The sequence below is a fragment of the Paraburkholderia sp. BL6669N2 genome (genome assembly GCF_003387275.1).
GTDB lineage: Bacteria > Pseudomonadota > Gammaproteobacteria > Burkholderiales > Burkholderiaceae > Paraburkholderia.
The window spans coordinates 345,554-371,414 of record NZ_QUNA01000001.1; the positions used below are offsets into that span (position 1 = coordinate 345,554).

The window sequence follows — 25,861 nt, forward strand, 5'->3', positions numbered from 1 at the left end:
CTGAAGAACCGACTGATTTTCAGCCGACTCACTTCTGCAGTATCTCGCCGATCAGCGCGAGTAGCCGCGCATCATCCACTGGCTTCGAGAAGAAGCCGGAGGCTCCGCTAGCTTCAGCCCGTTCGAGAAGCGCTTGCGTTGCGTAGGCGGTAATGAAAATAACAGGAACAGGCCGCTTCCATAGCTTGATCGATTCAAGCAGCGCAAAACCGTCCATGCCGGGCATGTGAATATCCGCGACAACAAGTTTCAGTGCCGAGCGGCGCGTATCACCTAGAAGATGGCTGGCGGACTCGTAAACAATCACTTTCCAGTTTGCCGAACGAAGCAGACTGGATGTCGCCATCCGGACGAATTCGTCGTCGTCCACTACCCCAATAACTGCAGGAGAGCGCTTTGTTCTCATCTCGAGTCCGCAGGGCATCGAAAGGATTCAGAAAGGCTGAATCCTCTAGGCAAATTACAGGCCTACGGAACCGGCGACAATAAGACCTTAGAATGGTTTTAGTGACAGTTCGTATTAGACGCGGCTCGACCTGGCGCGGAAAGCGCGCGGTGAATCCGCATGTTGCCGACGCCTCAGTGCAACGGCAGAACCTGTTGCAACTTCCTGACGACATCAGGCACTGAGCGCGCCTGCAGCTTATGCATCGCTTGCGCGCGATGGATCTTGACCGTCACTTCGCTCAGGCACAGGAGGTCGGCAATCTGCTTGTTCAACAGTCCGTCGGCGACCAACCTGATGACTTCCCGCTCGCGCGCTGTCAGCGAGTCATAGGTTTGACGGATGCCCGCCACGATCCTCTCCTGGCGTTTCAATTCGCCATCCCTTTTGAGCGCTGCGGCAATCGTGTCGATCAGATCCTGATCCCTGAATGGCTTGGTCATGAAATCGAAAGCGCCTGCTTTCATTGCCTTGACGGACATCTCGATGTCGCCATGCCCGGTCAGAAATATGACCGGAAATCGAATACTTTCCTTGAAGGGATCCTGCTGCAACGTCAGGCCGCTCGTGCCGCGCAGACGTACATCGAGAATGAGACAACTCGGCACGTCCGGCATGTCCGCGGCGAGAAAATCGTCGGCCGATTCGAATGCTCTCACGTGAATGCCAACCGACATGAGCAGGGAAGTTAGGGCGCCGCGAATGGACTCGTCGTCGTCGACCACATAAACAAGCGAGTCCGGCAATGATTCTCTTCCCGCCCCAACATTGTCATGTTTCATCGCTCGATCTTCGAAAAGTTCGTCACGCTAAGCTGACGCCGATACTTTTCGTATAGTAAGCAATGCTCGCGCTTATCGCTACCTGTTGCGCATGGTCTTCGCTGGTTTCATTCCGTCGCTGTTATTTCGTTGCCGGGAAGCCTGGGCGGTCATCCGCAACGATGCTGTTTCTTCTGATGAATCGAGTGATGCTCGTGAAAGAAACACCCCGGATTGGCGGATTGAATCACTGCAGGCAGACGCGGCTCAGATCCACTGTGCGCCGGTACACGTTCTTGTTGAGCCATGGCACGAAGGTGTACTCGTCGTAGGCGTTGCTGCCGACATAAATCCAGTTGTGCAATACGCGAGACATATTCACCTCCTCAATCAAGTGCGTCGACGCGCAACCGCATTCCTGTCGAGGACGCTATCGCTCGCGTGAAAGTTTGTCTCGCGACGATGCGACGGCGAATGCCAACACGCACGCGGCCTTGCTGAAGCATTCGATCGAAGAAAAGATTGCTATCGCGAAGGCATGGTTGAATTCCATCGGTAGTGCGGGTGCGATGGCCAACACGCTCGCACCGCAGAGAAACGCAAACGTTCCGCGAGCGAAGCGTGCTTTGGCAACGGCAGCGAGACCGGTGCCGACCACGAGGAGCTTCGACAGGAGCAGGGCAAGCAGCCCGGCGTGAGCGTCGGCACCGTTTAGCTCCAGCGGCGCTTCAATGAGGGACCATCCACAGACGACAAGCACGAGTATTTTGAATACCCGCTCGGAGAGCGCATTCACTGTGGCGCTGTCGCTATGTATTTGGAGCGCTGTCGACTGGAGTGCATCGCCGTGCAAGCCGATTCCTGAATCTGCTGTTTCTCTTGCATTCACGACTCGCCCTCCAGGTGACAGCGCGCGAGACAGCCGTGCTTGCCATGAAATTAAGGTACACGGCCTTGCAGGTGAAAACCATTGTGCGAAAGGGTGGAGTTGCCTCTGAAAAAGCGTGGTGAACTCATACGGCCGTATATCCGATGGGAGCGAAATCTGGTCTCGCGGATATCGACACGAGCAGACCGCGCGCCATCCCTGCGCAACAACGAAAGCTGGGAAAGAATCGGGCCAATGCCGGAAACATTGCCGAGGAAAAAGAAAAAAGCCCTTTTCCTGAACGCGCGTTCTGTCCAGGCTTCAATGGCCGTATCATGGCTTCAGAGCAAACACGCAGACGCATGGATTGAAAGATGGAAAAGCGGTAACCGTCCTTGGGCGTTTGAGTCACTGACCGTCTGTTCGGGTGCTTAGCGTGTTGTTGCCGGCGGTGGCGTCCCATTCAACGAAAGTGAAACATTACGTTTCGATTCATAAGGAGCGCGGCCATGCTGGTTAGTCGAATCGACCCGTGGAGTCAAACGATACGACTATTGTCGTCCGGATTTCGACGCGCCAATGTGGACGCTGATACGCAGTGCGTGCCGGAAGGCGGGACATCCCATGGTTTCGAGACGACGCCAGGTACGAGTCACTTACCTCATCTGAAGGTGAGTCTGATCGAGCGGACCACCTCGCTCACCGTGACTATTGCGTGGCGCGATTCCACGAGTTGCTTTTACGGCGCACAAGTCTGGCGGGTCGCGAACGCCAAGGTGTCAGGGACATGCGTGTTGAGCGGGCAACGGATCAGGCGCGGGGACCGCATATTCCATCCGCAGCGCTCGAAACCCTCGCCGGTCAATGCCCGCGCGATGATCCTCGAATCGGCCCTCAATGCGCTAGAGCCGTTGCAGATAAGCCCGATCTAGATTCTTTCATTGCTAGTCGATTCGCTCCTGTATTTTCGCCCTCCCGAAGCACCACGACATCTCGCCACCACATGAAGCGTTGCGATCGCCGCGTCCTGAGACCGCGCAACAGTTACCGGACGAGCATTCAGGCCGGATAGGTGCGCGCATCCGAACGTATTAGGCGGGCACGCGAGTGCACGATGCGTTACACCATATCGAACGATGGTGCCCCGCAGCGTTCGCGCTTACGCTTCATTCGTTCTCCGGTTGTTTGAATTGTCTCCCCGGTGACGATTCGCGGCATCTGGATTCTCTGCTCTACATCTCTACATTGACTAGTGAGGTGCGAGATGGACCAGCTTTACATGTTGCGTGCATTCGTTGCGGCCGCGCGGTATCAAAGCTTCAGCAAGGCTGCGGAGTCGCTGAACGTGACCACGGGGTCGGTCTCGAAAGCGATCGCCAAGCTCGAAGGGTGCATTCAGACGAGGGTCTTGCTCAGGACGACAAGGTCCGTTTCCTTGACTGAAGCGGCGCAACCCTACTATCAGAGTTGCTGCCGCTTGCTCGAAGAACTCGACGAAGCGAATCGTCGCATTACACGCTCGCGTGAAGTCGACAGCGGAAAGCTGCGACTGATCGTGCATCCGATGCTGATGAGCGAAACGTTTTCGCGCCTGGTGCGCGGCTATCACGCCATTGCCCCCAATGTGAATCTGATCGTCTCCGTTCAGGAGGGGGCCGCCAACCTGTACGACGGCCGGTTCGATATGGCGATTCTTCCGCCGCATCTTGTCGAGCAGTCTGCCGTGATTCGCCGTACGTTGTCGAAGTCGCTGCGCATCTTCGTCGCAGCGCCTGCCTATCTGGAGCAGTATGGAACTCCCAAAGTTGCCGCCGAGTTGAGCCGCCACTTTCTGCTGCTGGACATGGATTCACGGAAGAAGGGCGTGGACGTCGTGGAACTGCTCGAGAACGACACACGGGTGAGCGTGTCTCCCATGTCGTCGATGGACGGGAACGAAATCTTGCTCAGGGCGGCGGCCCTCATGGGGACAGGCATTGCCGCATTGCCTGAAACGATGGTGCGAGAGGATATCGAAGCCGAGCGGCTTACGCATATCTTGCCGCTGTGCACGACATTCGACAGCAAGGTTGAAATCTGTCTGTTCTACTCGCACAGGGAACTGCTTCCGGCGCGGCTCAGGACATTCGTCGATTATTGCACGCAGTTTTTCAGGTCATCGGCTAGATACGACGTCAAGGATGCAGCGACTGTTTTGCCGTTGAATGACTACCGGGAAGATTACAGCCGGCGGCCGGCTGAGGCTCGGCATGCGCGGCCATCACCGTTCGAATCGGTAGGCCGGTGACCCAGGCAGCGTCGGAATGAAGGTTCTTCTGCGCTGACCGGATCGACGTAAGCACGCAGCCGCCGAAATAGAACCAGGCGGCTGATGGCACCACCAGCTACGAGGCGCGTGGAATTATCTGTCCGGTTGATTGACCTGGCCGGTGTACCGGCCGAGATGAATCTCCACGTCAGGGTTCTTCTGCAGTCCGAGTTCCATTAGCTTGGTGATATCCCGCTGTGCAGCAGGACGTTGTACGGAGGTAATGAACGCTTCCCACTGTGGCCCAACCTCGCTATCGGGAGGGAGAGTGGCAACGTTCACGAAGTGCTTGATCTCCCCGATGGTTTGCTTGTCGAAGGATGCGATGCGGCGAGCCAGCGCATCGACGAACTCATCCAGTTCGGCATCTGGAAAGGAGCGGTTGACATAGCCGTAGCGTTCGGCAAGTTCGCCGTTGATGTCGTTACCGCTCAGCAGAATTTCGAGTGCGCGGCCTCGCCCCATCAGACGGGGAAGGCGGGACATCGGTCCGCCGCCGGGAACGAATCCGGCGCCCACTTCGAATTGCGAGAGCACGGCTTTCTCACGGCTGGCGAAGCGCATGTCGGACGCAAGGGACAACTCACTGCCAACGCCCGTAGCCCTGCCCCGGATAGACACGATCGACACCACGGATGAGCGGCTCAGACGCGTGAGCATATCGGGTAGCGGGGGCATGCCTGTGGGACCGGGCGGCATGCGCGTCGTGACTTCGAGAGGCGGTACGAAGTCGTAGTGAGTCAGGAAGAAGCCGGGTACTGCGCTATCGAACACCACGACCTTCAGTTCGGGATCGTTCTCTATCTGCGTGATCACGCTATTCAGCTGCGGTATGGATTCCGGACCAAAGATATTGAAAGGAGGGTGGTCGATGGTGACGCGCCAGTATGCCGGCGTCACGCGCTTGATTGTGAACTCCGGCTCCGTGCCGGCTTCCGGTTGCGCATGTCGATTCGCAGCGGCGCTTGCCTGGTCGCTCTGCGCTATTGTCGATTGGGTCTGTTTCATGTTGCTTCCTTTTAAGGCTGAGGAAAGTCGCGGAAGAGAGAATGCACGGGGCATCCGGTCCACACGAATTAGTGTAGGCAAGCGTTCGGCAGATACCAATGAGCATGACCGCACTGTCAATCAAGAATCAGGGCGAGATATTGAGCGATGCGAAGGAATGCTGGATTTGTTCGCGGCCGACACAACTGTTGTTCTAACCTGACCGTTTACCCGGCGGCCGGGCTTCCACACAATCGGAACAACTACCGCGAACTACGGTTTGCGGTCGGTCGAAGCGATAACGATGCGAGGCCTGCCAACCGGCTGCCTCTACAGGCGGCTCAATTGGACAATCGTGAAGGTGCTTGCCCAAAATATTGCGTTGGTGCCGTACTCATCGCTTCGCCTCATTGGACTCTTTGCCAACAGGAGCTTGTATGGCAGACAATATTCTTCCCCAGACCCCGTCGCGCCGGCGGTTTATCGGCGTGGCCGCGGCGGCCGCTGTTGCGGGCTCGTTGAGTCGACTCGCGTTCGCGCAGACGAGTCAACCAATCACGGAAGTCACGAAGTCGAGTGGGGGTGACAAGGCCGCCATTCGTCCACTTCGTGTGCACGCGCCGGAATCGCAACTCATCGAATTGAAGCGGCGCATCAAGGCAACCAGGTGGCCCGACCGCGAGACGGTAACTGATGCGTCACAAGGCGTGCAGCTTGCAACAATGCAGAAGCTCGCGCGGTATTGGGCGACCGACTATGACTGGCGCAAAGTCGAAGCGAGGCTGAACGCGCTGCCGCAGTTCGTCACCGAGATCGATGGGGTCGACATTCATTTCATCCACGTTCGTTCGAAGGATGCCAATGCGTTGCCGATTATCGTCACGCACGGGTGGCCCGGTTCGATCATCGAGCAGTTGAAGATCATCGGTCCGCTGACCAATCCGGCCGCCCATGGCGGAGCGGCGTCGGACGCATTCGATGTGGTGATTCCGTCGCTCCCCGGTTACGGGTTCTCGGGCAAACCGACGGCGACCGGCTGGGATCCCGTTCGGATTGCACGCGCCTGGGTCGTACTGATGAAACGGCTCGGCTACACGCGATATGTGGCGCAAGGCGGCGATTGGGGCAATGCTGTCACGGAGCAGATGGCTCTGCTGGCACCGCCGGAACTGCTCGGCATTCACACCAATATGCCGGCAACTGTGCCGGACAACGTCGCACAGGCACTCAAGCTCGGAGAGCCGGCGCCAGCAGGTCTCTCGCCCGATGAAAAGCACGCGTTCGATCAGCTCGACTATTTCTACAAACACGGCTTGGGGTACGCATTGGAGATGGCGAACCGCCCGCAGACGCTGTACGGCATCGAGGATTCGCCGGTCGGTCTCGCCGCGTGGATGCTCGACCACGACTCGGCCAGCCAGGCGCTGATCGCGCGCGTGTTCGACGGCCAGCCCGAAGGGCTCACGCGAGACGACGTGCTCGACAACGTGACGCTCTATTGGCTCACGAACACGGCAATCTCGTCAGGCCGGTTGTATTGGGAAAACAAGCTCAACTTCTTCGCTCCCAAACACGTTGCCATCCCGGTTGCCGTCAGCGTCTTTCCGGATGAAATCTACGCTGCGCCGCAGAGCTGGGCAGCGAACGCGTATCCGAAGCTGATTCACTATAATCGCCTTCCCAAAGGCGGACATTTTGCGGCTTGGGAGCAGCCGCAAGTTTTCTCGGAAGAGGTTCGCGTGAGTTTCCGGTCGCTGCGCTGAAAACAGGAATATAGGTGATGCTGCAACGGTTGGCGGGGTCGTAAAGATACATGTTCGTCGGCCTCCTGTTGGCGGGAGGCCGGCGACGGGAGCATAGTCTTCATAGACACATCTTGTTGTACGCGGCAGGGCACGGTTTCAATGACGACTATCCTGCCCGGCATACGTCGATTCCCATCCGCCACCCAGCACCTTGCACAGCGTGATGAGGTTCGCGTCGGCTTCAGCCCTGCTTTGCTCCAGATTGCTCTGCGCTTCAAGCAGCTGTCTCTGCACATTCAGCACGTCGAGGAAATCGACCGCACCCGCCTTGTACCGTTGCTGCGCAATCGACAGCGCACGCTGGTTCAGACCGACAACCGTTTTCAACCGGTCGCGCCGGCGCTGTTCGGCGTCATAGACGACCAGCGCGTCGTCCACCTCGCGCCATGCCTGAAGCACGGTATGCTGGTAGACGATCGCCGCCTCCTGCTGTTGTGCCTCGCGCAGATGAAGCGTGCCCTTGAGACGTCCGCCTTCGAAGATCGGCAGCGTGATCGACGGTCCCACGACAAACTGGCCGGACGCCCAGTCGGCCAGATTCGACAGTTGCAGACTCTGGAATCCGGCGCTGCCGTTCAGCGAGATGCGCGGATAGAAGTCGGCCTTCGCCATGCCGATCGTCGCGGTGGCCGCATGCAGCTGGGCCTCGGCTTTGCGGATGTCGGGCCGGCGCTGCACCAGTTCCGACGGCACGCCGATCGGCACCTGATCGGGCAATGCCGGCACATCGCGCGGCTCGGCGAGCACCGCTTGCAACGCGCCCGGTTCCTTCGCCAGCAGCACGCCTATCGCATTGATCGTGGTCGTGCTGCGTGATTCGAGTGTCGGGATCAGGCTTTCGATCGACTCCGCCTGGGCCATCGCGTTGGCCACGTCCAGGTCCGTCGTGACGCCTTCATGCACGCGGTTCTGCGTGAGCTTCGTGGCATCGTGGGCGATGTCGAGGTTCTGTTTCGCGATCTGCAGCAGCGCCTGTGTGTCGCGCAACTGGATGTAGTCGCGCGCGAGTTCGGCGCGGGCGGACAGCAGGATCGCGTTACGGTCCTCGTAAGAGGCATCGGAGAGCGCCGAGGCGGCCTCGACACCGCGTCGCACGCGGCCCCAGAAGTCAAGCTCCCATGACGCGTCGAAGCCGAACTGGTACAGATCGTAAGCGGGCGAGCCCTTGGCGCCCGGCAACGGCGCGACACCGAGCGGCGCGCTGCCCGAGGCCGACTGCGTCTGACTTCCCGTCGGCGTGACGCCAAGCAGCGACAGGATGCCGTTCGGACTGCCGCGCTCGCGGTTGTAGGAGGCGGCGCCGGTCAGCGTCGGATATTGGTCGGCACCGGCAATGCGCTGCTGCGCCCGGCTTTGCCGCAGACGCGCCGAGGCTGCCGCGACATCCAGGTTTGCATCGGTCAGCTGCTGTTCGAGCGAGTCCAGTACCGGATCGTTGAACAGCGTCCACCATTGCGGCGTGAATCCGGATTCGACGGCCCTGCTCGCGGCCTGCGCGCTCCGGGTGCGGCTGAACACATCGGGCGTGGCCGTCTGCGGAGCTTCGAAGTTCGGACCGACCAGGCAGCCCGTGAGCAGGGAGCACAGCAGCAACGCGAGCGCCGGCGTGCGCAGGGAGAAGTCGCTCGCGTTCATTTCGCGTCCGCTCCCGCGACCCGCGCGATCCGCGTATCGGCATGCTTGCCGACGGCGACCTCCGTTTCCACCGACAACCCGACGCTCAGTGCGGACGCGGCCTGCTGTCCGTGATCGATGGTGATCCTGACCGGCACGCGCTGCACGATCTTGGTGAAGTTGCCCGTTGCGTTGTCGGGTGCGATAGGCGCGAAGCTGACACCTGTAGCAGGCGCAAGACTATCGACGTGTCCGCGGATCGTCACATCAGGCATGCTGTCGACCTTGATGCGCACGCTGTCGCCGGGTCGCATCCGGGCGAGCTGGTTCTCCTGGTAGTTGGCGACGATATAGGCGTCCGACAGCGGGACGATCGCAAGCAGCGGCGCACCGGTCGTCACGAATGCGCCGACGCGTGCCGAACGCCGACCGACCTTGCCGTCGATGGGCGCATGAATCTCCGTGTACGACAGGTTGAGTTTCGCCTGTTCGAGCATGGCTTCGGCATGCGCCAACGCGCCCGCCGCCTTGTCGCGCTGTGTCTTCAGAACGTCGAGGTTCTGCCCGGTCGCCACGAGCGCGGCGCGGTTGCGCGCCTGCTGCGCGAGTTCCTCGGCCAGCGCGCTCGCGGCATGCTGCTGCTCCTGGGTCGTTCCCGCACCGGTCTCCGAGAGATTGCGGTAGCGCGCGGCATTCGCGCGCGCGAATTCGAGCGTCGCGTCATCCGCGCGCAGCGTGGCGCGAGCCTGATCGACGAGCGCGGGCTGCCGCGCGATTTCGGCTTCATAGTTCGCCACCGATGCTTTGGCGGCCACCACGTCCGCCTCGGCACTCATCAACGCGGCGCGAAAGTCGCGATCGTCGATGCGAACCAGCAATTGACTGGCCTTGACCTGCTGGTTATCTTCGACGAGCACCTCCGAAACCTGACCCGCGACACGCGGCGCGACCAGCGTGAAATCGGCCGTCACGTACGCATCGTTCGTGGTCTCGGTAGATGAACTGGAAAATAGCCCTATACAGGCCAGTACGGCAGCGCCGAGTATGACCGCGAACGCGGCAAGACGAATCGTTCCGGGAGAAAGTCGGGTAGCGGATGACATGGATAGCGTCGCTTAACGGGAGGAGGGCTGCGTCGTGCTCCAGGGCGGATAGACCCGCACGGGCAACACCGGGATAACGAAAAGAAAGGCGACGGCGATGCCCGCCATCACGCGATAGAGATCCGCCGACGTGAGCACGACGGCCTGCTCGTGGATCCGGTGTGCGAGTTCACCGAGACCGTGAGCGGCATCGAGGCTCTGGCTCGTGACCAGCGCGTTGTTGCCCAGGTGGTCGACCAGCATGCCCGAATGAAAATGCTCGCGCGCGGTGCCGAGACCTTCAATGAGACCGCTTGCCGCGGCGCCGGAAAATGTCTTGACTGTGTTGAACATGGCCGAGGCAAACGGTCCTTCCGTTGGCGGCAAACCGGTGGTGACGCCCATCAGGATTCCCATGATGATCATCGGTTGCGCGAGGATCTGTAACGACTGAAGCCAGTAGAAATTATTGCGAATCCAGTCGGAGGTGACGAAGCTTCCCAGAAAGCACGAGACGGCCATCAGGCAAAGTCCGGCGGCCATGACCCAGCGATGGTCGATCTGCTGGAGATTGAGCAGCGCGGCGGTCGCGGGCAGCGCAATCAGAAGGGGAATGGCCACCAGCAAAAACAGCGGCGTGGTTTGCAGCGGCCTGTAACCGTGAATCTGCGCGAGATACTGACTGGGTATGGCGGCCACGCCCACCAGCAGGATCACCGCACCCACCAGGGTCAGCAGCCCATGCGCGAAGTTCCTGCGCGCAAGCAGCTGAAGCCTGAAAAACGGCAGAGGATGAAACCACTCGTTGACGAGAAACGCCGCGAGCAACAGCGTCCCGCCGCAAAACATCGTGGAGATGAAGGTGGAGTGCAGCCAGTCGAGGCGATCACCCTGCAGCAGGCCGATCACGAGCATGGCGATGGCGGGATACCCGAGCAGGAAGCCGGTCCAGTTGAATGAGCGCAGCCGTTCGAGTCTGGCGGGATCCGCCGGCAGTCCCTGATAGATTGCCACGCAGCTGACGAGTCCAAGCGGCACGATCTGCCAGAAGGCCATTTGCCAGCCGACATATTCCGTCCACAACGCGGCGAGCGGCGTGCCGAGCGCCGGTCCGAAGGTCGCGGTCAGCGCATAGCCCGCGAGCCCGTATAACTTGACCTTCGGTGGCAGATAACGCAGCGCGACGATGATCAGCATCGGCGGCAGACATCCGCCGGCGACGCCCTGCAGCGCGCGCAATACATAGAGCGTCAGCAGGTTCGGTGCAAACGGGCAGAGCAATCCAAGGACCATCACGGCGAGCACGGCGCCGATCGTGAAGCGCTTGAGCGTGAACGTCACGCCGAACCATGGCGCGAATACCATGGTGGCGACGTTGGTTGCTTCGAACAGGGTGGTCAGCCAGGTCCCGTCGTCCCGTCCGATCGAGAACGCGCCGCGAATATCCGTGAGCGCGACAGCGGTGACCTGTTCGTTCAATATCGCCAGCAGAGAGGCCAGCAACATGCCGAGCAGGCCGATCGCGAGGCGTAGGGGCAATGTCGCATGGGTCGGCGCTTGCTGTACTGAAGTCCCCGAGGCCGGCGTCGTCGATGGCGCGAGCTTCGTTTCTCCTGTTCCAGTTATCGGTGGGTTGGCGATGTTCATAAGGGTCCGGCTACCAGTGTTCATTGCGGCATGTCGTTGGGAAATCTCCGTGTTGCGCCCGGCGCTCGCAAAGCATTGCTGCCGCGCATTGGGTTTATGAATTCTAGGAGGAGGCCCGGCTTTCTAACAGCCGATACAGGTCGCGTATCAGGCCATTTGATGCGCAAATCTGGCCAATGTCAGCGTCGCTGAAAAGACCAGGACAACACACTCACCCGAGTTGATGAATCTGCTCTTTAGACAGAACAGATTTCATCAACCTGGGGCAGCGCGAGCAGTTGCCTCGTGACGAGATGCCGGTATTGGCCTACGTCCGGCTCATGCCTTGGGCTGCACCTCTGCGAAGTATTGAGGCGCCTCGCGGCGATCGAACATTCCGTACTCCCGGACAACGCGAATGTGCCGCAAGCGTACGGACTTCGGCAGCGTCGTATTGCGCTCGAAGGCTTCAGCGGCCGCGAGGTCGTCCCACGTCGCTACCGCGATGACGTCGCCCGGCGTTATCAGCGCGTCGAAAGCGTCCCAGGCGACGAGGCCGGGCGCCTTCGTATCGAGTCCGAGCGCCTGAGCAACCGCCTCCGCGCCCGCCTGCTTGACCCAGTCCGACGCGTGTTGCGCATCGAGTAGCGTAACCGCCTTGCCAAGTCCCGTTTCGGTTGCATCGAGGCGTTGCTCGACCAACGTCTGCCCGGCCGGCACGCACGTATCCGCGACGGTCTGGCCAATGCGCAGCCGATAGTCGGCAAACACGCGGTCGCGCGCCGCCTGCTGCACCTTGTGATGGTTCGTCGTCACTCGCCAGCGAACCAGCGACTTCTCATCGCGCCAGCTCGATAGCGAGAGCAGCCATCCCTGGCGTGTCAGGCTCGCGTAGCGGGTGTTGTCGACGAAACCCTCGATCGCATCGAGTTCCGGGCGCAGCATCCTGGCCATGCCGAGATAGGCGTCGAATTGTTCGGATAACGGATTGACTTCGAGCATTGCAGAAAACATGGATTCCTTGGTCTGGTTGAGGACGCCTGGCCGTGTGGCAGGACATGGAGTCGCAGCGATGCAGTCGATTCATCACCATGTGACTGTCGCGCGATGGGTGAGCTGATTGTCGGAGAAGCAGAGGGTTTCTTGAAGCGCCAGCAGGCCGCGTATTGGGCCATTCCATGCGCGAATTCTGCCAGGCTGTCGTGGATAACCAGGCGCCGAGCCGGTCGGGAAACAGTCACTTTCCGTTTGCTCAACAAAGCCAATGCCAGCGGGAAGGAATATCGCAAAGGCCGTTTTCGTTTGCTGGTTTAAAGAGTTCGAAATTGGGCCATTTGTGGTCTTCTTCGTGCCAACCACGCAAAGAGCGCGTCTCCATGCAAGGCATGGCGCTTAATATCGCGGCATCTCCCTGGCGTCCGATGACGCGACGTCCCTATAACGAGGGCGCAGGTCTAGCGGCAAGCTGCAAACACATTGAAGTTGGAATCAGGATGGACAGATTACGTGAGATGGAGGTGTTCGTAGCCATCGTCGACGGAGGCAGTTTTACCAGCGCGGCGGACAAACTTGGCATGTCCGCCCCCCGCGGTGTCGCGGGCGCTCACGTCGCTCGAAGCCCGTTTGGGTGCGCAACTGCTTGCGCGAACAACCCGTTCAGTCAGGCCGACCGAGGCGGGTATGTCGTACCTCGATGCCTGCCGTAAAGTGTTGGATGCCGTCACGGACGCGGAAGCGGATGTCGCGGCCTGTCAGGACAACCCGGTGGGCACACTGACTATTTCCGCGCCGGTGCTGTTCGGCCAGCGCTTTATCGCTCCGTTAATCGATGCGTACGCCCAGCGTTATCCGGACGTCAGCATCAACGCGGTGTACGTCGATCGCACCACGCGACTTCTCGAGGAGGGCGTGGATGTCGCCATCCGCATCGGCCACCTGGGCGATTCGTCGATCTATGCCATTCCGCTGGGTTTTGTACGACGTCGAACCTACGCGGCTCCGGCTTATCTCGCAGCGCATGGCGAACCGGTTCATCCCAGGGAGCTTGCGGATCACCACTGCGTGTCCCTCACGGGCGTGACGAATCCGCTGGAATGGACGTTTTACGAGAATGGCTCGCGGCTATCGGTGCGGGTTCAGCCGCGAATGACCGTCAATCTGGCGCCCGCGGCCGTGATGGCCGCCGTCGATCGGGTGGGAATAACGCAACTGTTTTCCTACCAGGCGGCGCCCGAGGTACTCAACGGAAGATTGCTGCCGGTCTTGACGGCATTCGAACCCGAGTCGACACCTGTCAACTTGCTGCATGTGGAGCGGCGCGGCGCGAGCGGTAAGATTCGGGCCTTCGTGGAGTTCGTGACCGAGACCCTGCGCAGAAACGTGCATCTTCAACAACACATGGAGACCGCGACGGCTCTGAATGAAACTTCTGGAATTTTGCGTTCGGTGTAATAGGGTGTGCCGGGGGCACGAATATTTTTTGTGCGGGCTCGTCGATACTGCGAGTCGTTCAAGCCGACCTGACCGACCCTGCCGGCGCGACGGCAAGACGAAGCTCGCGGTAGGCAGTCACCAGCGCATCGAGGCTGAATGTCCGGTTCAGGCCGCTGGGATTGGGCAGCACCCACGCGCGGGCGCCGCCGAATGCAGTGGGCTGCTGCCCCCACTCGATGTCGCGGCTGCCCGACATTGCGCTGAGCGCCATCTTGCCGAGGAAGGCCACGCATTGCGGCGCATAGCCTTCAATCTTCCGCTCGAACTCCGTCGCGGCCGCCTTGAATTCCCATGAGGTCAATTGGTCCGCTCGCGCGGTCGGACGCGAGACCACCGTGGTGAGACCACAACCGTGCTGGAGAAGCGTGTAGTCGTCGTCGGGCCCGATCTGTTCGGGAGTGAAACCCGCCAGATGAAGGGTCCGCCAGAACCGATTGCCTCGGCCCGCAAAATGACGGCCGGTCGACGCCGCTTGCATGCCGGGATTGATACCGCAAAACACAATGGATAAACCCGGCTCAAGGAGATCAGGAAGAGATTGATGCAGATCGGCGCGAGTCACGGAGGGTGTAAGTCTGTTCATTACATGAAGTAAATTCGAGGCACCGGGCGGCCACAAACCTGCGTGGATCCGCGATCTAGTCGACCGTTTCCAGTTCCGCTGTTTCGATCTGCTCTTTCGCGTCGCTCGCTACCCGCTGCTGCCTGGCCACCGTACCACGGAATCGTTGGCGATACTGTCTGGGCGTGACGTTGAGGCGTCGGAAGAAAGTGGCTCGCATATGCGTGGCGCTGTGAAAACCACAATTGAACGCCACGGTCTTCAGAGGGGCATCGGTCTCTTCGAGCAGTTTCCTCGCGGTGTCGACGCGAACCTGTTCGACAAACGCCGACGGCGTCACCTTCGCATACTTCGCGAACAGGCGCGAGAAGGTACGGCGGCTGACGGACACAGCGCTGGCAAGCTGTTCAATCGACAGCGCATCGGTTATGTGCTCGGTCACGTAGCGCAGCACCTTGCCGACTATCGGATCCTGGTCCTTGCGCACTCCCACGTAAGGACTGTACTGAGACTGTCCGCCTTCCCGCTGGATGTAGACCACCAGACGTTTCGCAACCCGCACCGCCAGTTCGTGCCCCCAGTCTTCGGCCACGAGCGAAAGACACAGGTCGATGCCCGCCGTCACGCCGGCCGAGGTGAACAGGCGTCCATCGCGGATGAAGATCCGGTCGGGCTGCACGGAGGCCTGCGGAAACTCGTCGGCGAGCCGGCTTGCATCGGCCCAGTGCGTGGTCACTTCCTTGCCGTCGAGCAGCCCGGCGCGCGCGAGCACGAATGCTCCGTTGCAAACGGAACCGAACCGGCTTGCGCCGCCTGCCTGGTCTTGCAGCCACTTCAGAAATTCGGGCCGTGGCTCGACATCCGGCAAGCGTGGTCCGCCTGCCACCAGCAGCAAATCGAATGGCGTGTCGAAGTCCGCATAGGCGTGGGGAACCGTGAGTCGCATCCCGTTCGAGCAGGCCACGGTGCCGGCCTCGTTTGCTACGAGAACGACCTCGTATTTCTGGTGCTCGGGCAAAAATGTGTTTGCTTCCGCGAATACGTCCAGCGGGCCAGCGACATCCAGCGCCTGCACATCATCGAATATAACAATGGCGACTTTCATGACGTGACCCTCGTTCCTCGTTGCCGGCGTTCATGCGCGCGTCCGGTGAGCGGTTTACCCGCCGGTTCGCGACACAGGTGTCTCTTCGCTGCACCTACTATAAGAGCGAAGCGCCACGGGATAAATGCGCTGGCCCGAAATTCACTTGTTACACCACGTGAGGGTATGTAGCCCACGGAATACTGCCAGGCAGCGCGCAGACACGTTCGTTGGCCGTCGCGCATGGCGCCACCGGCTACGTGGCCCAAACCTCGCCTCTATTGGCCAGCGACTGCGCTAACCATGCACTCAGTCGCTGCGCCGACTACCTATGCTTGTTCTCATCAATGCGGCTGGGAACGTGAAGCCCGGGCGCGCCAGAGAATCTGTCGCCGGCGAAATGCACGTCCGTCCCTAGCCCCTGGTTGCGCGCCGGGCTGGCCACGATGGGGCAACAGCCGCCTCACACATGTCACGGTCGAAGTTGGGACCTGACGCGAACGGAGGACAGATTGATCATGCTGACGGAAAAAATTCAAAGCTCTTTTCTGTTCGGGGGCAATGCGCCCTACGTCGAGGAGCAATATGAACTCTACCTGGCCGACCCGGCATCGGTCGCGCACGAGTGGCGCGCGTATTTCGATGCGTTGCGCGAAACACCCGCCATCGACGGCAGCGACCGCGACGACGAGCCGCACGCGCCCGTGGTTTCCACCTTCGTCGATCTGGGCAAGCGCTCGCGCGCCACCGAGATCAGGCTCGACGACGGCCTGGCGATCGCCAGAAAACAGGTGGCCGTGCAGTCGCTGATTGCCGCGTTCCGCTTGGTCGGCACCCGCAAGGCGAAACTGGACCCGCTGCTGTGGACGCCGCCACGGGCTTCGGTCGAACTGACGCCGGCGTTCTACGGTTTGTCGGCAGCCGATATGTCCACGCGATTCAGCACCGCCGACACGTTTCTATTCGACGAAGACGCCACGTTGCAAGACATCGTCACGGCACTGGAACAGACCTATACGGGCACACTCGGCGCCGAGTTCATGCATTTGACGGATGCGGGCGAACGCCGTTGGTGGCAGATGCAACTCGAGTCGACCCGCGCAAAACCTTCGTTTTCGGTAGCGGAGAAAAACCGCTTTCTCGAACGTCTGACGGCTGCTGAAGGACTCGAGAAGTACTTGCACACGCGCTATGTCGGGCAAAAGCGCTTCTCGCTGGAAGGCGGTGAATCGTTGATCGTGTTGCTGGATGAACTCGTCCGCTATGGCGCATCGAAGAAGGTCAACACGGTGGTGATGGGCATGGCGCACCGCGGGCGTTTGAACGTGCTGGTGAACATTGTCGGCAAGCCTTTGCGCGCGCTCTTCGACGAGTTCGAGGGCAGGAGCGGCGACCCTTTGCCGGCCGGCGACGTCAAGTATCACAAAGGCTACAGCAGTGTCACGCAGACGGACGAAGGGCCGGTCGACGTCGTGCTTGCGTTCAATCCCTCGCACCTGGAAATCGTCAACCCGGTCGTGCAAGGCATGGCTCGCGCGAAGGCAGACGCCTCGGACGACGGCGACAGCAGCGGCGTGCTGCCCGTCGAAATTCACGGCGACGCGGCAATGTCCGGGCAGGGCGTCGTGATGGAGACGTTAAGCCTGACTTACACACGCGGACACGGCACGGGCGGAACCGTCCACGTGGTCGTCAACAACCAGATCGGCTTTACGACCTCGGATCCGCGCGATACGCGCTCGTCGTTCTACACCACCGACATCGCGAAGATGATCGAGGCGCCGGTTCTGCATGTCAACGCGGACGACCCGGAAGCGGTGGCCATGACGGTGCGCCTCGCGCTCGACTATCGCACGGCCTTCAGGCGCAGCGTGGTGATCGATCTCGTCTGCTTTCGCAAGTACGGACATCAGGAACAGGACACGCCCGCCATCACGCAGCCTCTCATGTACCGCGCAATTGCCAGCCATCCGGGTGTGAGGACCGTGTATGCCCAGCGGTTGATCAAGGAAGGCGTGGTGACGCCGGATCAGGTCAAGGACTACTTCGAAGCGCAGCGCGAAAGTCTCGAACACGCGAGAGAGAGCAACGCGGTCGAGGTGGCCGTTCAGCCGGACGACATACCCGCATGGCCGACGTTTCTCGAAGACTATGCCGGCCCGGTGCAGTATGGCCCGCCGTTGCCTGAGCAGGTGCGTGCGCTGGCGCAGCAGGTCTCGACCGTTCCGCACGGCTATGAGTTGCATCCGCTGGTCAGCAAGATGATTGCCGCACGCCGCGAGATGGCGGCGGGAAACAAGCCGCTCGATTGGGGCATGGGCGAGCATATGGCATTCGCCTCGTTGCTGGACGCCGGAATCGATGTCCGCCTGAGCGGGCAGGATAGCGCGCGAGGCACGTTCAATCATCGACATGCGGTTCTGCACAATCAGACGCGCACGAGCCGCTCGGAGGGCGTCTACATTCCGCTGGAGCATATCGGCGAGGGGCAAGGCCGGTTCACCGTGACGAACTCCATTCTGTCGGAGGCGGCCGTGCTGGCTTTCGAGTATGGCTACTCGACCGTGAACCGCAATGCGCTCGTCGTGTGGGAAGCGCAGTTCGGGGACTTCGCGAATGGTGCGCAGGTCGTGATCGATCAGTTCATCGCGGCGGGCGCCGCAAAGTGGGGGCAACTCAGCGGGTTGACGCTGTTCCTGCCACACGGACAGGACGGGCAGGGACCGGAACACGCGTCGGCGAGGCTCGAGCGATATCTGCAACTTTGCGCGCAGGACAACATGCGGGTCGTCCAGCCAACCACGCCTGCCCAGCTGTTCCACTTGCTGAGAATGCAAGCGGCTGTCTTCGATCGCCCGCCGCTCGTCGTGATGACGCCCAAGTCGCTGTTGCGTCATCCGGAAGCCGTCAGCACGCTCGACGATCTCGCCAGGGGTGGGTTCCGCGAGATCCTGGCGGATACGCAGGCTGAGGCGTCGCGGGCGTCGAGTGTGGAGCGCGTGATCGTGTCTTCAGGCAAGGTCTATTTCGATCTGCTGGAACATCGCCGCACGTCGGGTGTTGCCGATACGCCGCTCATTCGCGTCGAACAACTCTATCCGTTTCCGTCCCGGCAACTCGCCGCGGAACTCGCGCGTTATCCGAATCCGAAGACGGTGGTCTGGTGTCAGGAGGAGTCGCGCAACCAGGGCGCGTGGAGCTTCGTCGAACCGCAGTTGCGTGAGATCCTGCCTTCGGCCGCGCAACTGCGGTATGCAGGGCCGGCGGCTTCCGCATCGACCGCGCCCGGTTATCACGCGGTCCACGCGGCGCGGCAGGCAGCGCTGGTTTCGAGTGCGTTCGCGGGCTGACGGGCATGCGTATTGCGGTGATGCCGGTGCATCGCCGCAATGGCTCAAATCCGGCCTATCCTGACCCGGATACAAGCTCTTTTATGCGTGTGGGCAGCCTCGATCGTTGTCAGAATGAATAAAGCCGTTTCTCACGATACTTCCAGACGCACATCATAAAAGTGCTAGATGGGTTGCGCTTTGTACGGAGAACCCGTCGAAGCAATCGCCCATAAGCTGGTAAGGAACATACGCTGTTCTCGAGTTGGAAGGGAAATCGTCTTTAATTTGGCCGCTGATATTTTCAGCGCCCGTTTCCATGCGAGTCAGCCATGACCCAAAACCCAAACGTTGCTTTAGACGCTCTTCTGAAACCGCCAACTGCCGGCGACTCGATGTCGGGTGCCGACATCATCCTGCGCGTACTTAGCGAACAGGGCGTCGATACCGTATTCGGCTATAGCGGCGGCGCAATTTTGCCGACGTACGACGCCGTGTTTCGCTTCAACGAAATGCACGCGCAAACGCCCGAGCGCCAGATCAAACTCGTCGTGCCCGCCAATGAACAGGCCGCCGGCTTCATGGCTGCCGGCTACGCGCGCGCGAGTGGAAAGGTCGGCGTATTCATGGTGACGTCCGGCCCCGGCGCGACGAACGCGGTAACGCCGATCGCCGACTGCAACGGCGATTCGATCCCCGTCGTCCTCATATGCGGACAGGTGCCTCGTGCCATGATCGGCACGGATGCATTTCAGGAAGCGCCTGTCTTCAACATTATGTCGGCGTGCGCGAAACAGGTGTTTCTGGTGACCGACCCGGCGAAGCTCGAACAGACGCTGCGGACTGCCTTCGAAGTCGCGCGCACCGGCCGTCCAGGTCCGGTCGTCGTGGATGTGCCGAAGGACATCCAGAACTGGACGGGCACTTACCGTGGGCAAGGTACGCTGGAATTCAGAGGGTATTCCGACCGTCTTCGAATGGTGGCGAATGGCGCTCGCCTCGACGAGGATAAGCGCGCCGGCTTCTTCGATCTGCTGGCGCAAAGCAGACGGCCGCTGCTGTATGCCGGCGGCGGCATTATCACGGCCGGCGCGACGGCTGAGTTGCGTCAGTTTGCCGAACGTTTCGGCATCCCCGTGGTGACCACGTTGATGGGTCTTGGCGCCATATCCGTGAAACACGAACTGGGGCTCGGCATGCTGGGCATGCACGGCGCAGCGTGTGCGAACTACGCGGTGGAAGACTGTGACTTCCTGATCGCGGTGGGCGCCCGCTTCGACGATCGGGTCGCCGGTGGCCGGCCTGATGCCTTTGCGCCCAGAGCGCGGTATGTCGCGCACATCGACATCGACGAGGCGGAAATCGACAAGGTGAAACGCGCGCACTGGACGCACGTCGGCGACGCTAAGGATACCTTGCTGTCATTGATGAACCATGGCCCAGCGGCGCCGCGGACGATGGAATGGCCCGATCGTATCAAGGAATTGAAGCGGGTCTACGGGATGAACTACGACCGCAATAGTCCGGCAATTCAGCCGCAATTCGTCGTCGAAAAGCTCAGCGACCTGACCGGCGGGCGAGCAATCGTCACCACGGGCGTCGGCCAGCATCAAATGTGGGCGGCGCAGTTTTTCGACTTTGCGGAACCACGCAGTTTCCTGACTTCAGGCAGCATGGGGACCATGGGTTTCGGACTGCCCGCGGCTATCGGCGCTCAATTGGCGCGGCCGGATGCGCTTGTCATCGATATCGACGGTGACGGCAGCATCCGCATGAATATTGGCGACCTGGAAACGGCCACCACTTATGGCGTGCCAGTCAAAGTTCTGTTGCTCAACAATCTCGGTGACGGCATGATCCGGCAATGGCAGCGTCTCTTTTACGAGGGACGCCTGTGCGTGAGCGACAAGTCGCTGCATCGCAAGGATTTTGTCATGGCGGCACGGGCGGACGGGTTTGAGTTTGCGCGTCGCGTTGCAGCCATGAGCGAACTCGAGGAGCAGCTTAAGGCCTTTGTGGAATTCGACGGACCGGCTTTCCTCGAAGTGATGGTCGACGAGAACGCCGATGTGTTTCCGATGGTGGGGCCGGGGCAAAGCTACGCGAACATGGTCACCGGGCCGTTTATTCCGTGCCGGGCAGAGCCGGAAGCCAAAGGGAAGGGCACGGAGCGTCAGGCGGCCGCGGATATGTTCTAGCCATACGAGACGCACTCCGTCGCTGTCACGCAAGCCAGGCAGAGCAGGGCCGCGAGGAAGTCATGGCTTCTCTCCAGGTTTGCCGCGCACCAGCGACTCCGGATGGCGTTCCAGATAGTCCGCCAGCGCGTTCAGCGATTGCAGCGTGCGGGTCAACTCCTGCAGCGCCTGATGCACATCCGACTGCATTGGCGAGTCCTGCTGCAAAGTCGCCTCGGCCGAGCCGAAGGTTTGCCGCGCGGCGGCGAGTGTGTCGCGCGCCTGCGGCAGGACCTCGTTGTTCAGCCGGTTGAACAGCGCGTCGGCGTTTTTCAGCGACGTGTTCAGATTCGAGCCGATCTGATCGAATGGAATCCGGTCGAGCTTCTTCGCAATGTCGGCCACCTGCGTCTGCAACGCGTCGAGCGTGTTCGGAATGGTCGGCAGCCGGATCGGCTCGCTGTTGGTGTCGAACTTGACGGGCGCGGCGTTGGGGAAGATGTCGAGCGCGATATACAACTGGCCCGTCAGCAGGTTGCCGGTGCGCAATTGCCCACGCAGGCCGCGCTCGACGAGGCGCCGCAATAGTTCGTGGCTGGCCGCGCTACCCGCCTCGGGCATCGTCGCGCCACGGGAGCGCCGGCGCAGCCGGTCGGGGTACAGATCCAGCGTTACCGGCATGACGAAGCTGCGCGCGTCCGGATCGTATTCGACGCCGATGTCCGTCACCTGGCCCAGCACGATGCCCCGGAAGTCGACCGTCGCGCCAACCGACAGCCCACGCAGCGACTGATTGAAGATCATCACCGCACGTACCGGCGCGCCGTCCGGCGCGCGCATGGCATCCACTTCGTCGGCGGCGAGCCGGAAGCCGGTTTTCTCCGCGGCGAGTGTACCCATCGGCTGGCCTGGCGGCGTCTGGAATGCGAGGCCGCCGACCAGAATCGTCGCGAGCGACTGCGTGTTGACTACGAAGCCGTCCGAATCGAGCCGCACATTGACGCCGCTCGCATGCCACCAGCGCGAATTGGTGCCGACGTACTGATCGTACGGCGCGGCGACGAACACCTGCATCGTCACGCCCGTGCCGCCCTTGTCGAGCGAAATACCGTAGACCTGGCCCACCTGCACGCGCCGGTAGAAAATCGGTGAGCCGATGTCGATCGAGCCGAGCGAATCGCCATGCAGCGTGAAGCGATGGCCTTTCTGGTTTGCGGTGATGGGCGGCGGCGCCTCCAGTCCGACGAACTCGGTTTGCGTTTGCGTGGAGCGGCCGACGTCCACGCCGATATACGCGCCCGAGAGCAGCGTGCCGATGCCCGATACGCCGGCGGCGCCCACGCGGGGGCGAACCACCCAGAAGCGGGTGTCCTTGACCGCGAAGCGCTCCGCCTGCTTGGTGAGTTGCACGGCGATCTGCACGTGGGTCCGATCCGGCGACAGTGTGATCGACTTCACCGAACCGATTTCGACGTCCTTGTACTTCACCTGGGTCTTGCCGGGTTCGATGCCTTCGGCGTTGTCGAAGACGATCGTGATCGCCGGACCGCGCTCGGTGACCGCCTTGATGACGAGCGCGAGACCGATCAACGCCGCGATCAGCGGCACGACCCAGACGAGCGAGGGCAGCCAGCTGCGCTGTGGCGTGATGTCGGGATCGGGCAGCTCGGGCGGCAGGGCGGGTCCTTGTTGGCTACTCATGGCGAGGTTCCGAAGCATGGCTGCGGCTTGCCACGCGGGTCGGCGAGCGGGCGCGGGGCGGGCATGGATCGAACCGCCTCGTCATGCCTGGCCTAGTCCCGGGCGCCGTGCACCTGGTGCCGCCTGCGGGTGGCACCGATGGTGCCGATGCCGCGCTCAGGGCTGCACGGCCTCCCACGACGAGTCCGGATCAAACGATTTGAGCGCGGCAGCGGCGCGCGCCGACTGCGGGCCGAGGTTCTTCTGGTAGATCTGCCCATCCTGATTGACGATAAAGCTCATCACGCCTGTCTTGCCATAGTCGGCGGGCCACGCGACGAGGCCATAGCCTTTCGTCAGCGTGCCGTTCTCGACGTAGTCCTGACTACCGCCTTTGGCATGCGGTCCTTGCGCGGTCAGGATGCGGAAGTGATAGCCATGATAACCGTCTTTCGAGACGGACTCGGTGTGCGGCATCGTCGCGGCGAGCGGGCCGAGCGGGCTCTCCGCTTCACCCGGCGCGCTCGGCCAGTACAAGCCGTCGCGCTTTCCCGGTGTGCTGAGAATGCGCTGCGCGTAATGCTGGGTCAAGCCTTGATAGGCGCGTTGCGCGTCGAGATAGGCGAGCGAGGTCTGCATTGCCGCGCGCTCGTTGCGGCCGATGCGGCGCGTCGCGATTTCGTCGCGGCCGGTTACGGGATCGAAGCGCCAGCCTTTGGAAGTCTGCACGAGCGGAATCGGCAGCGACCAGCCGCTGGTGCCGACCGTCAGATGCTTGCTCGCGTGACCGCCGACCGGCGCGGGATCGTCGACGATCTGGTGTCCTGCCGACCACGCGCCGAGAAAGTCGTAGATGTCCTCTTCGCCGACGTCTTTGGTTGGGATAAAGCGGGTGAAGTCGTTGCCGAGCACGTGCTGCATCGCGCCGTGATCGTTGCTGGCGAGCGCGTCGACAAACGCGTTGGCCGCGGCTTCGGGCGTGGGGTAGACAGCTTGCGCATGCGCCGCGGATGCGCCGAACACAAGCACGGCTAGCGCGAGCGCGGCAGCGACGAGACGCCGGTTGAGCGCGGGGGTGCCGGCATGAGGTGCGCCGGCGGTATGGAACATGCGGATGCGGATCATGAGCGGCTCCTGTGAGATCGGTTTCAACGTTGCCGGCCGAAGTGACGCTGACCGCCGCCCGCGCCCAGCCCACCGCCGGCGCGTTGCCCGCCGCCGCCCGCGCCGAAACCGCCGCCACGCTCGCCCGCGCCTCCCGCGCCCAGATTGCCACCGCGTTGCTGAGCGCCGCCATTCGCGCCGAGGCCGCCGCCGCGGTTGTTCGCCTGCGCCTGCCGGCTGGCTTGCCCACGCTGCATGTCCCGCTGCGCGTCGCCGCCATTGCCCGCGCCACGCAAGGCGTTGTCGCGGTTCACGTGCTGCGCGCTGTCGCGCAGGCTGGCGGGCGAGTTGCCGCCCTGGTGGATGCCCTCCACACGCTGGCTGGCGGTGCCGCCCAGATTCTGGCCAGTGCGGTTCTGCAAGGTCTGCTGTGCCTGCGCGCGCGACGTTGCCGTTGCCGACGTATCGCGCCCGCGATATGCATCGCGTTGCGCGCTGCCCACGTCGGCCGAGGTATTGCGGTTGAAGGTCGAATTCCGATTCCAGTTGGTCATGCTGCTATTCACGTCGAGCCGCCGGTTCACATTGATGTTGTTGTATTGATTCACGTTGATGTTGACGCTGTGATTGTTCCAGTTGACGTTGCTCCACAGCGAACTGGTGATGGCGACGCCGACGCCGAACGCGAGGCCCGCGGCGAGACCGCTGGCCACGGCATAGCCCGGTGGAGGCGGCACGTAGACGGGCGGGTAGGCCGGATAGGGCCACGCGCCGTAGACGACCGTGGGGTTGTACGTCGGCACATAGACGACCTGCGGGTTGACCGGCACGATCTGGATCGTGCTCTGCTCGACCACCACTTTCTGCTGCGGGTTGGTCTGCAGGTTGCCGGCCTTCTGCGCCTGTTTGCGCAGCCGTTGCACGGAGTCCATCACGTCGTCCGGCTGCGCGAGGAAGGCGTTGCCGAGTTGCGTGACCCAGTCGGGTTTGGACGCCATGGTGGCGAGCACCTGCGGAAACGCCACCAGCGATTGCACGCTCGGGTCCCACGGTTCCGACGCGACCGCCTTCACGGCGTCGTCGCCCTGGAGTTTCGGATTGGCTTTCGACCATGCCGCCGCCGCCGGCACGTCCTGCGGAAAGGTGGAGGCCATCAGCACTTGTGCGAGGAGGGCGTCGGGGTAGAGCGCGATCGGCGCGGTCAGCGAGTCCAGTTGCTGATTCGAGATCTTCGCCGGCGTCTGCGCGGCAGTTTGTGCATGAGCGACCGGCACCGCGACCTCGAGCAAAAGCGGCGAGCCGGCCAGTGCGGTCAATGCGGCCAGAAGAATTCGCGATCTTCTCTGGTATGCCCTGGAGCGTTTCACGATCAGGTCTCCCCTGTTGGAAGTTGTTTGAGGCGCAGCGCTGCGCTGTGTGAGACGTCGACGCCGTGACCGTGCCGCGAAGCGGCCGGTCGCTTGAGACGGGGTCGATCACCCGTGCGGCAACCGGTGATGCAAGGCCCCTCGAAAAACGGACTTCAAATGGACTCCGAATTGTGTAGCGGGCAACGTGTGGCTGATCGTCCGGGCCATGCATTCGTGGCACGTTCATGACGACACACTAAACCGCGCCCCGCGCGCGCAGAGAGCGTGATGCGTGCGTGCGAGACACCGCGCATCTTACGCAATGGCGACTACTAATAAACCTTTTCCGCGAACATGTGCAAACTTTTGCTCAAATAAATTCTAGTTGAATTTCTTTTGCTCATGGATTAATGGGGCGATGCTTGCTGGGTTTTTTCGGCGTTTGGCGCTTCTGACAAGCTCCTTGCCTTGCGCGCAATATCCATTGGGATCGCTGCAGTCGCGGCGCATGGATCAAGTCTTGCACATAAGTTGCATAAGTTGCATAAGTTAGTTATGCATTGGGTCATAACGTTCTCAAAAAAAAG

The 25,861-nt window shown here is 61.4% G+C and carries 21 protein-coding genes; 7 read left to right on the forward strand and 14 right to left on the reverse strand.

From position 1 onward, the window contains the following. Nucleotides 1–28: 28 nt before the first annotated feature. The 4 genes from B0G80_RS01455 to B0G80_RS01465 form a co-directional block, all read right to left on the reverse strand. On the reverse strand, nucleotides 29–370 hold the full coding sequence (locus tag B0G80_RS01455) for a response regulator (RefSeq protein ID WP_166679094.1): 342 nt from the start codon (nucleotides 368–370) through the stop codon (nucleotides 29–31). 209 nt (nucleotides 371–579) lie between these two features. After that, nucleotides 580–1,227 carry a response regulator transcription factor gene (locus tag B0G80_RS01460; protein WP_116116718.1) on the reverse strand — a complete coding sequence of 216 codons (648 nt, stop codon included), beginning with the start codon at nucleotides 1,225–1,227 and terminating at the stop codon, nucleotides 580–582. Between the two features lie 226 nt (nucleotides 1,228–1,453). After that, nucleotides 1,454–1,582 (reverse strand): hypothetical protein, encoded by a 129-nt coding sequence (locus tag B0G80_RS46595; protein ID WP_258193729.1) that lies wholly within the window; start codon nucleotides 1,580–1,582, stop codon nucleotides 1,454–1,456. Nucleotides 1,583–1,636: 54 nt separating this feature from the next. Further along, on the reverse strand, nucleotides 1,637–2,095 hold the full coding sequence (locus B0G80_RS01465; protein ID WP_116116719.1) for a hypothetical protein: 459 nt from the start codon (nucleotides 2,093–2,095) through the stop codon (nucleotides 1,637–1,639). A 143-nt stretch (nucleotides 2,096–2,238) separates the two neighbouring features. Between B0G80_RS01465 and B0G80_RS45140 the strand changes: the two genes are divergently transcribed. The 3 genes from B0G80_RS45140 to B0G80_RS01475 all read left to right on the forward strand — a co-directional run bounded on the left by B0G80_RS45140 (nucleotide 2,239) and on the right by B0G80_RS01475 (nucleotide 4,361). Then, nucleotides 2,239–2,445 (forward strand): hypothetical protein, encoded by a 207-nt coding sequence (locus B0G80_RS45140; protein WP_147309820.1) that lies wholly within the window; start codon nucleotides 2,239–2,241, stop codon nucleotides 2,443–2,445. Nucleotides 2,446–2,583: 138 nt separating this feature from the next. Next, nucleotides 2,584–3,006 carry a DUF3331 domain-containing protein gene (locus B0G80_RS01470; RefSeq protein WP_116116720.1) on the forward strand — a complete coding sequence of 141 codons (423 nt, stop codon included), beginning with the start codon at nucleotides 2,584–2,586 and terminating at the stop codon, nucleotides 3,004–3,006. A 332-nt stretch (nucleotides 3,007–3,338) separates the two neighbouring features. Then, entirely contained in the window at nucleotides 3,339–4,361 is a 1,023-nt protein-coding gene (locus B0G80_RS01475) for a LysR family transcriptional regulator (protein WP_116116721.1), read from the forward strand. A gap of 114 nt (nucleotides 4,362–4,475) precedes the next feature. Here the strand turns inward: B0G80_RS01475 and B0G80_RS01480 are convergent, their stop codons facing one another. Beyond that, nucleotides 4,476–5,390 carry an enoyl-CoA hydratase/isomerase family protein gene (locus B0G80_RS01480; RefSeq protein ID WP_116116722.1) on the reverse strand — a complete coding sequence of 305 codons (915 nt, stop codon included), beginning with the start codon at nucleotides 5,388–5,390 and terminating at the stop codon, nucleotides 4,476–4,478. 416 nt (nucleotides 5,391–5,806) lie between these two features. Between B0G80_RS01480 and B0G80_RS01485 the strand changes: the two genes are divergently transcribed. Beyond that, the gene (locus tag B0G80_RS01485; protein WP_116116723.1) at nucleotides 5,807–7,132 is read left to right on the forward strand and encodes an epoxide hydrolase family protein; all 1,326 of its coding nucleotides are present in this window, start codon (nucleotides 5,807–5,809) and stop codon (nucleotides 7,130–7,132) included. 138 nt (nucleotides 7,133–7,270) lie between these two features. Here B0G80_RS01485 and B0G80_RS01490 read toward each other — a convergent pair whose 3' ends face one another. The 4 genes from B0G80_RS01490 to B0G80_RS01505 form a co-directional block, all read right to left on the reverse strand. After that, the gene (locus B0G80_RS01490) at nucleotides 7,271–8,809 is read right to left on the reverse strand and encodes an efflux transporter outer membrane subunit (RefSeq protein WP_116116724.1); all 1,539 of its coding nucleotides are present in this window, start codon (nucleotides 8,807–8,809) and stop codon (nucleotides 7,271–7,273) included. Beyond that, nucleotides 8,806–9,891 (reverse strand): HlyD family secretion protein, encoded by a 1,086-nt coding sequence (locus B0G80_RS01495; RefSeq protein WP_116116725.1) that lies wholly within the window; start codon nucleotides 9,889–9,891, stop codon nucleotides 8,806–8,808. The genes B0G80_RS01490 and B0G80_RS01495 overlap by 4 nt, the downstream gene beginning before the upstream one ends. A gap of 12 nt (nucleotides 9,892–9,903) precedes the next feature. Continuing rightward, nucleotides 9,904–11,517, reverse strand: coding sequence for an MFS transporter (locus B0G80_RS01500; protein WP_220377437.1), 1,614 nt, complete (start codon nucleotides 11,515–11,517; stop codon nucleotides 9,904–9,906). A 318-nt stretch (nucleotides 11,518–11,835) separates the two neighbouring features. Then, nucleotides 11,836–12,510 carry an antibiotic biosynthesis monooxygenase gene (locus B0G80_RS01505; RefSeq protein ID WP_116116726.1) on the reverse strand — a complete coding sequence of 225 codons (675 nt, stop codon included), beginning with the start codon at nucleotides 12,508–12,510 and terminating at the stop codon, nucleotides 11,836–11,838. Between the two features lie 666 nt (nucleotides 12,511–13,176). Between B0G80_RS01505 and B0G80_RS01510 the strand changes: the two genes are divergently transcribed. Beyond that, on the forward strand, nucleotides 13,177–13,947 hold the full coding sequence (locus B0G80_RS01510) for a LysR substrate-binding domain-containing protein (protein ID WP_258878943.1): 771 nt from the start codon (nucleotides 13,177–13,179) through the stop codon (nucleotides 13,945–13,947). A gap of 58 nt (nucleotides 13,948–14,005) precedes the next feature. Here the strand turns inward: B0G80_RS01510 and mug are convergent, their stop codons facing one another. Further along, nucleotides 14,006–14,572, reverse strand: a complete 567-nt coding sequence (gene mug, locus B0G80_RS01515; RefSeq protein WP_116116727.1) for a G/U mismatch-specific DNA glycosylase — start codon at nucleotides 14,570–14,572, stop codon at nucleotides 14,006–14,008. 55 nt (nucleotides 14,573–14,627) lie between these two features. Further along, nucleotides 14,628–15,656: a GlxA family transcriptional regulator gene (locus B0G80_RS01520; RefSeq protein ID WP_116116728.1), complete on the reverse strand. Its 1,029-nt coding sequence runs from the start codon at nucleotides 15,654–15,656 to the stop codon at nucleotides 14,628–14,630. Between the two features lie 497 nt (nucleotides 15,657–16,153). Here B0G80_RS01520 and B0G80_RS01525 point away from each other — a divergent pair, with 497 nt between their 5' ends. Beyond that, complete coding sequence (locus B0G80_RS01525; RefSeq protein ID WP_116119469.1) at nucleotides 16,154–18,985, forward strand: 2-oxoglutarate dehydrogenase E1 component; 2,832 nt, start codon at nucleotides 16,154–16,156, stop codon at nucleotides 18,983–18,985. A 311-nt stretch (nucleotides 18,986–19,296) separates the two neighbouring features. Further along, a complete protein-coding gene (ilvB, locus tag B0G80_RS01530; RefSeq protein ID WP_181919888.1) occupies nucleotides 19,297–21,162 on the forward strand; it encodes a biosynthetic-type acetolactate synthase large subunit in 1,866 nt (621 codons plus the stop codon). Between the two features lie 60 nt (nucleotides 21,163–21,222). Here the strand turns inward: ilvB and B0G80_RS01535 are convergent, their stop codons facing one another. The 3 genes from B0G80_RS01535 to B0G80_RS01545 all read right to left on the reverse strand — a co-directional run bounded on the left by B0G80_RS01535 (nucleotide 21,223) and on the right by B0G80_RS01545 (nucleotide 25,292). Further along, complete coding sequence (locus B0G80_RS01535) at nucleotides 21,223–22,842, reverse strand: intermembrane transport protein PqiB (RefSeq protein WP_116116730.1); 1,620 nt, start codon at nucleotides 22,840–22,842, stop codon at nucleotides 21,223–21,225. Nucleotides 22,843–22,998: 156 nt separating this feature from the next. Beyond that, nucleotides 22,999–23,946 (reverse strand): DUF2950 domain-containing protein, encoded by a 948-nt coding sequence (locus tag B0G80_RS01540; RefSeq protein WP_116116731.1) that lies wholly within the window; start codon nucleotides 23,944–23,946, stop codon nucleotides 22,999–23,001. A 23-nt stretch (nucleotides 23,947–23,969) separates the two neighbouring features. Continuing rightward, complete coding sequence (locus B0G80_RS01545; RefSeq protein WP_116116732.1) at nucleotides 23,970–25,292, reverse strand: DUF3300 domain-containing protein; 1,323 nt, start codon at nucleotides 25,290–25,292, stop codon at nucleotides 23,970–23,972. Nucleotides 25,293–25,861: the final 569 nt, after the last annotated feature.

Coding starts and splice junctions, on each gene's coding strand:
- B0G80_RS01500 (WP_220377437.1), bottom strand. CDS start 11,517: ATGAACATCGCCAACCCACCGATAACTGGAACAGGAGAAACGAAGCTC.
- B0G80_RS46595 (WP_258193729.1), bottom strand. CDS start 1,582: ATGTCTCGCGTATTGCACAACTGGATTTATGTCGGCAGCAACGCCTAC.
- B0G80_RS01490 (WP_116116724.1), bottom strand. CDS start 8,809: ATGAACGCGAGCGACTTCTCCCTGCGCACGCCGGCGCTCGCGTTGCTG.
- B0G80_RS01535 (WP_116116730.1), bottom strand. CDS start 22,842: ATGAGTAGCCAACAAGGACCCGCCCTGCCGCCCGAGCTGCCCGATCCC.
- B0G80_RS45140 (WP_147309820.1), top strand. CDS start 2,239: ATGGGAGCGAAATCTGGTCTCGCGGATATCGACACGAGCAGACCGCGC.
- B0G80_RS01475 (WP_116116721.1), top strand. CDS start 3,339: ATGGACCAGCTTTACATGTTGCGTGCATTCGTTGCGGCCGCGCGGTAT.
- B0G80_RS01480 (WP_116116722.1), bottom strand. CDS start 5,390: ATGAAACAGACCCAATCGACAATAGCGCAGAGCGACCAGGCAAGCGCC.
- B0G80_RS01540 (WP_116116731.1), bottom strand. CDS start 23,946: ATGATCCGCATCCGCATGTTCCATACCGCCGGCGCACCTCATGCCGGC.
- B0G80_RS01470 (WP_116116720.1), top strand. CDS start 2,584: ATGCTGGTTAGTCGAATCGACCCGTGGAGTCAAACGATACGACTATTG.
- B0G80_RS01485 (WP_116116723.1), top strand. CDS start 5,807: ATGGCAGACAATATTCTTCCCCAGACCCCGTCGCGCCGGCGGTTTATC.
- B0G80_RS01520 (WP_116116728.1), bottom strand. CDS start 15,656: ATGAAAGTCGCCATTGTTATATTCGATGATGTGCAGGCGCTGGATGTC.
- B0G80_RS01460 (WP_116116718.1), bottom strand. CDS start 1,227: ATGAAACATGACAATGTTGGGGCGGGAAGAGAATCATTGCCGGACTCG.
- B0G80_RS01495 (WP_116116725.1), bottom strand. CDS start 9,891: ATGTCATCCGCTACCCGACTTTCTCCCGGAACGATTCGTCTTGCCGCG.
- B0G80_RS01505 (WP_116116726.1), bottom strand. CDS start 12,510: ATGTTTTCTGCAATGCTCGAAGTCAATCCGTTATCCGAACAATTCGAC.
- B0G80_RS01525 (WP_116119469.1), top strand. CDS start 16,154: ATGCTGACGGAAAAAATTCAAAGCTCTTTTCTGTTCGGGGGCAATGCG.
- ilvB (WP_181919888.1), top strand. CDS start 19,297: ATGACCCAAAACCCAAACGTTGCTTTAGACGCTCTTCTGAAACCGCCA.
- B0G80_RS01510 (WP_258878943.1), top strand. CDS start 13,177: ATGTCGTACCTCGATGCCTGCCGTAAAGTGTTGGATGCCGTCACGGAC.
- mug (WP_116116727.1), bottom strand. CDS start 14,572: ATGAACAGACTTACACCCTCCGTGACTCGCGCCGATCTGCATCAATCT.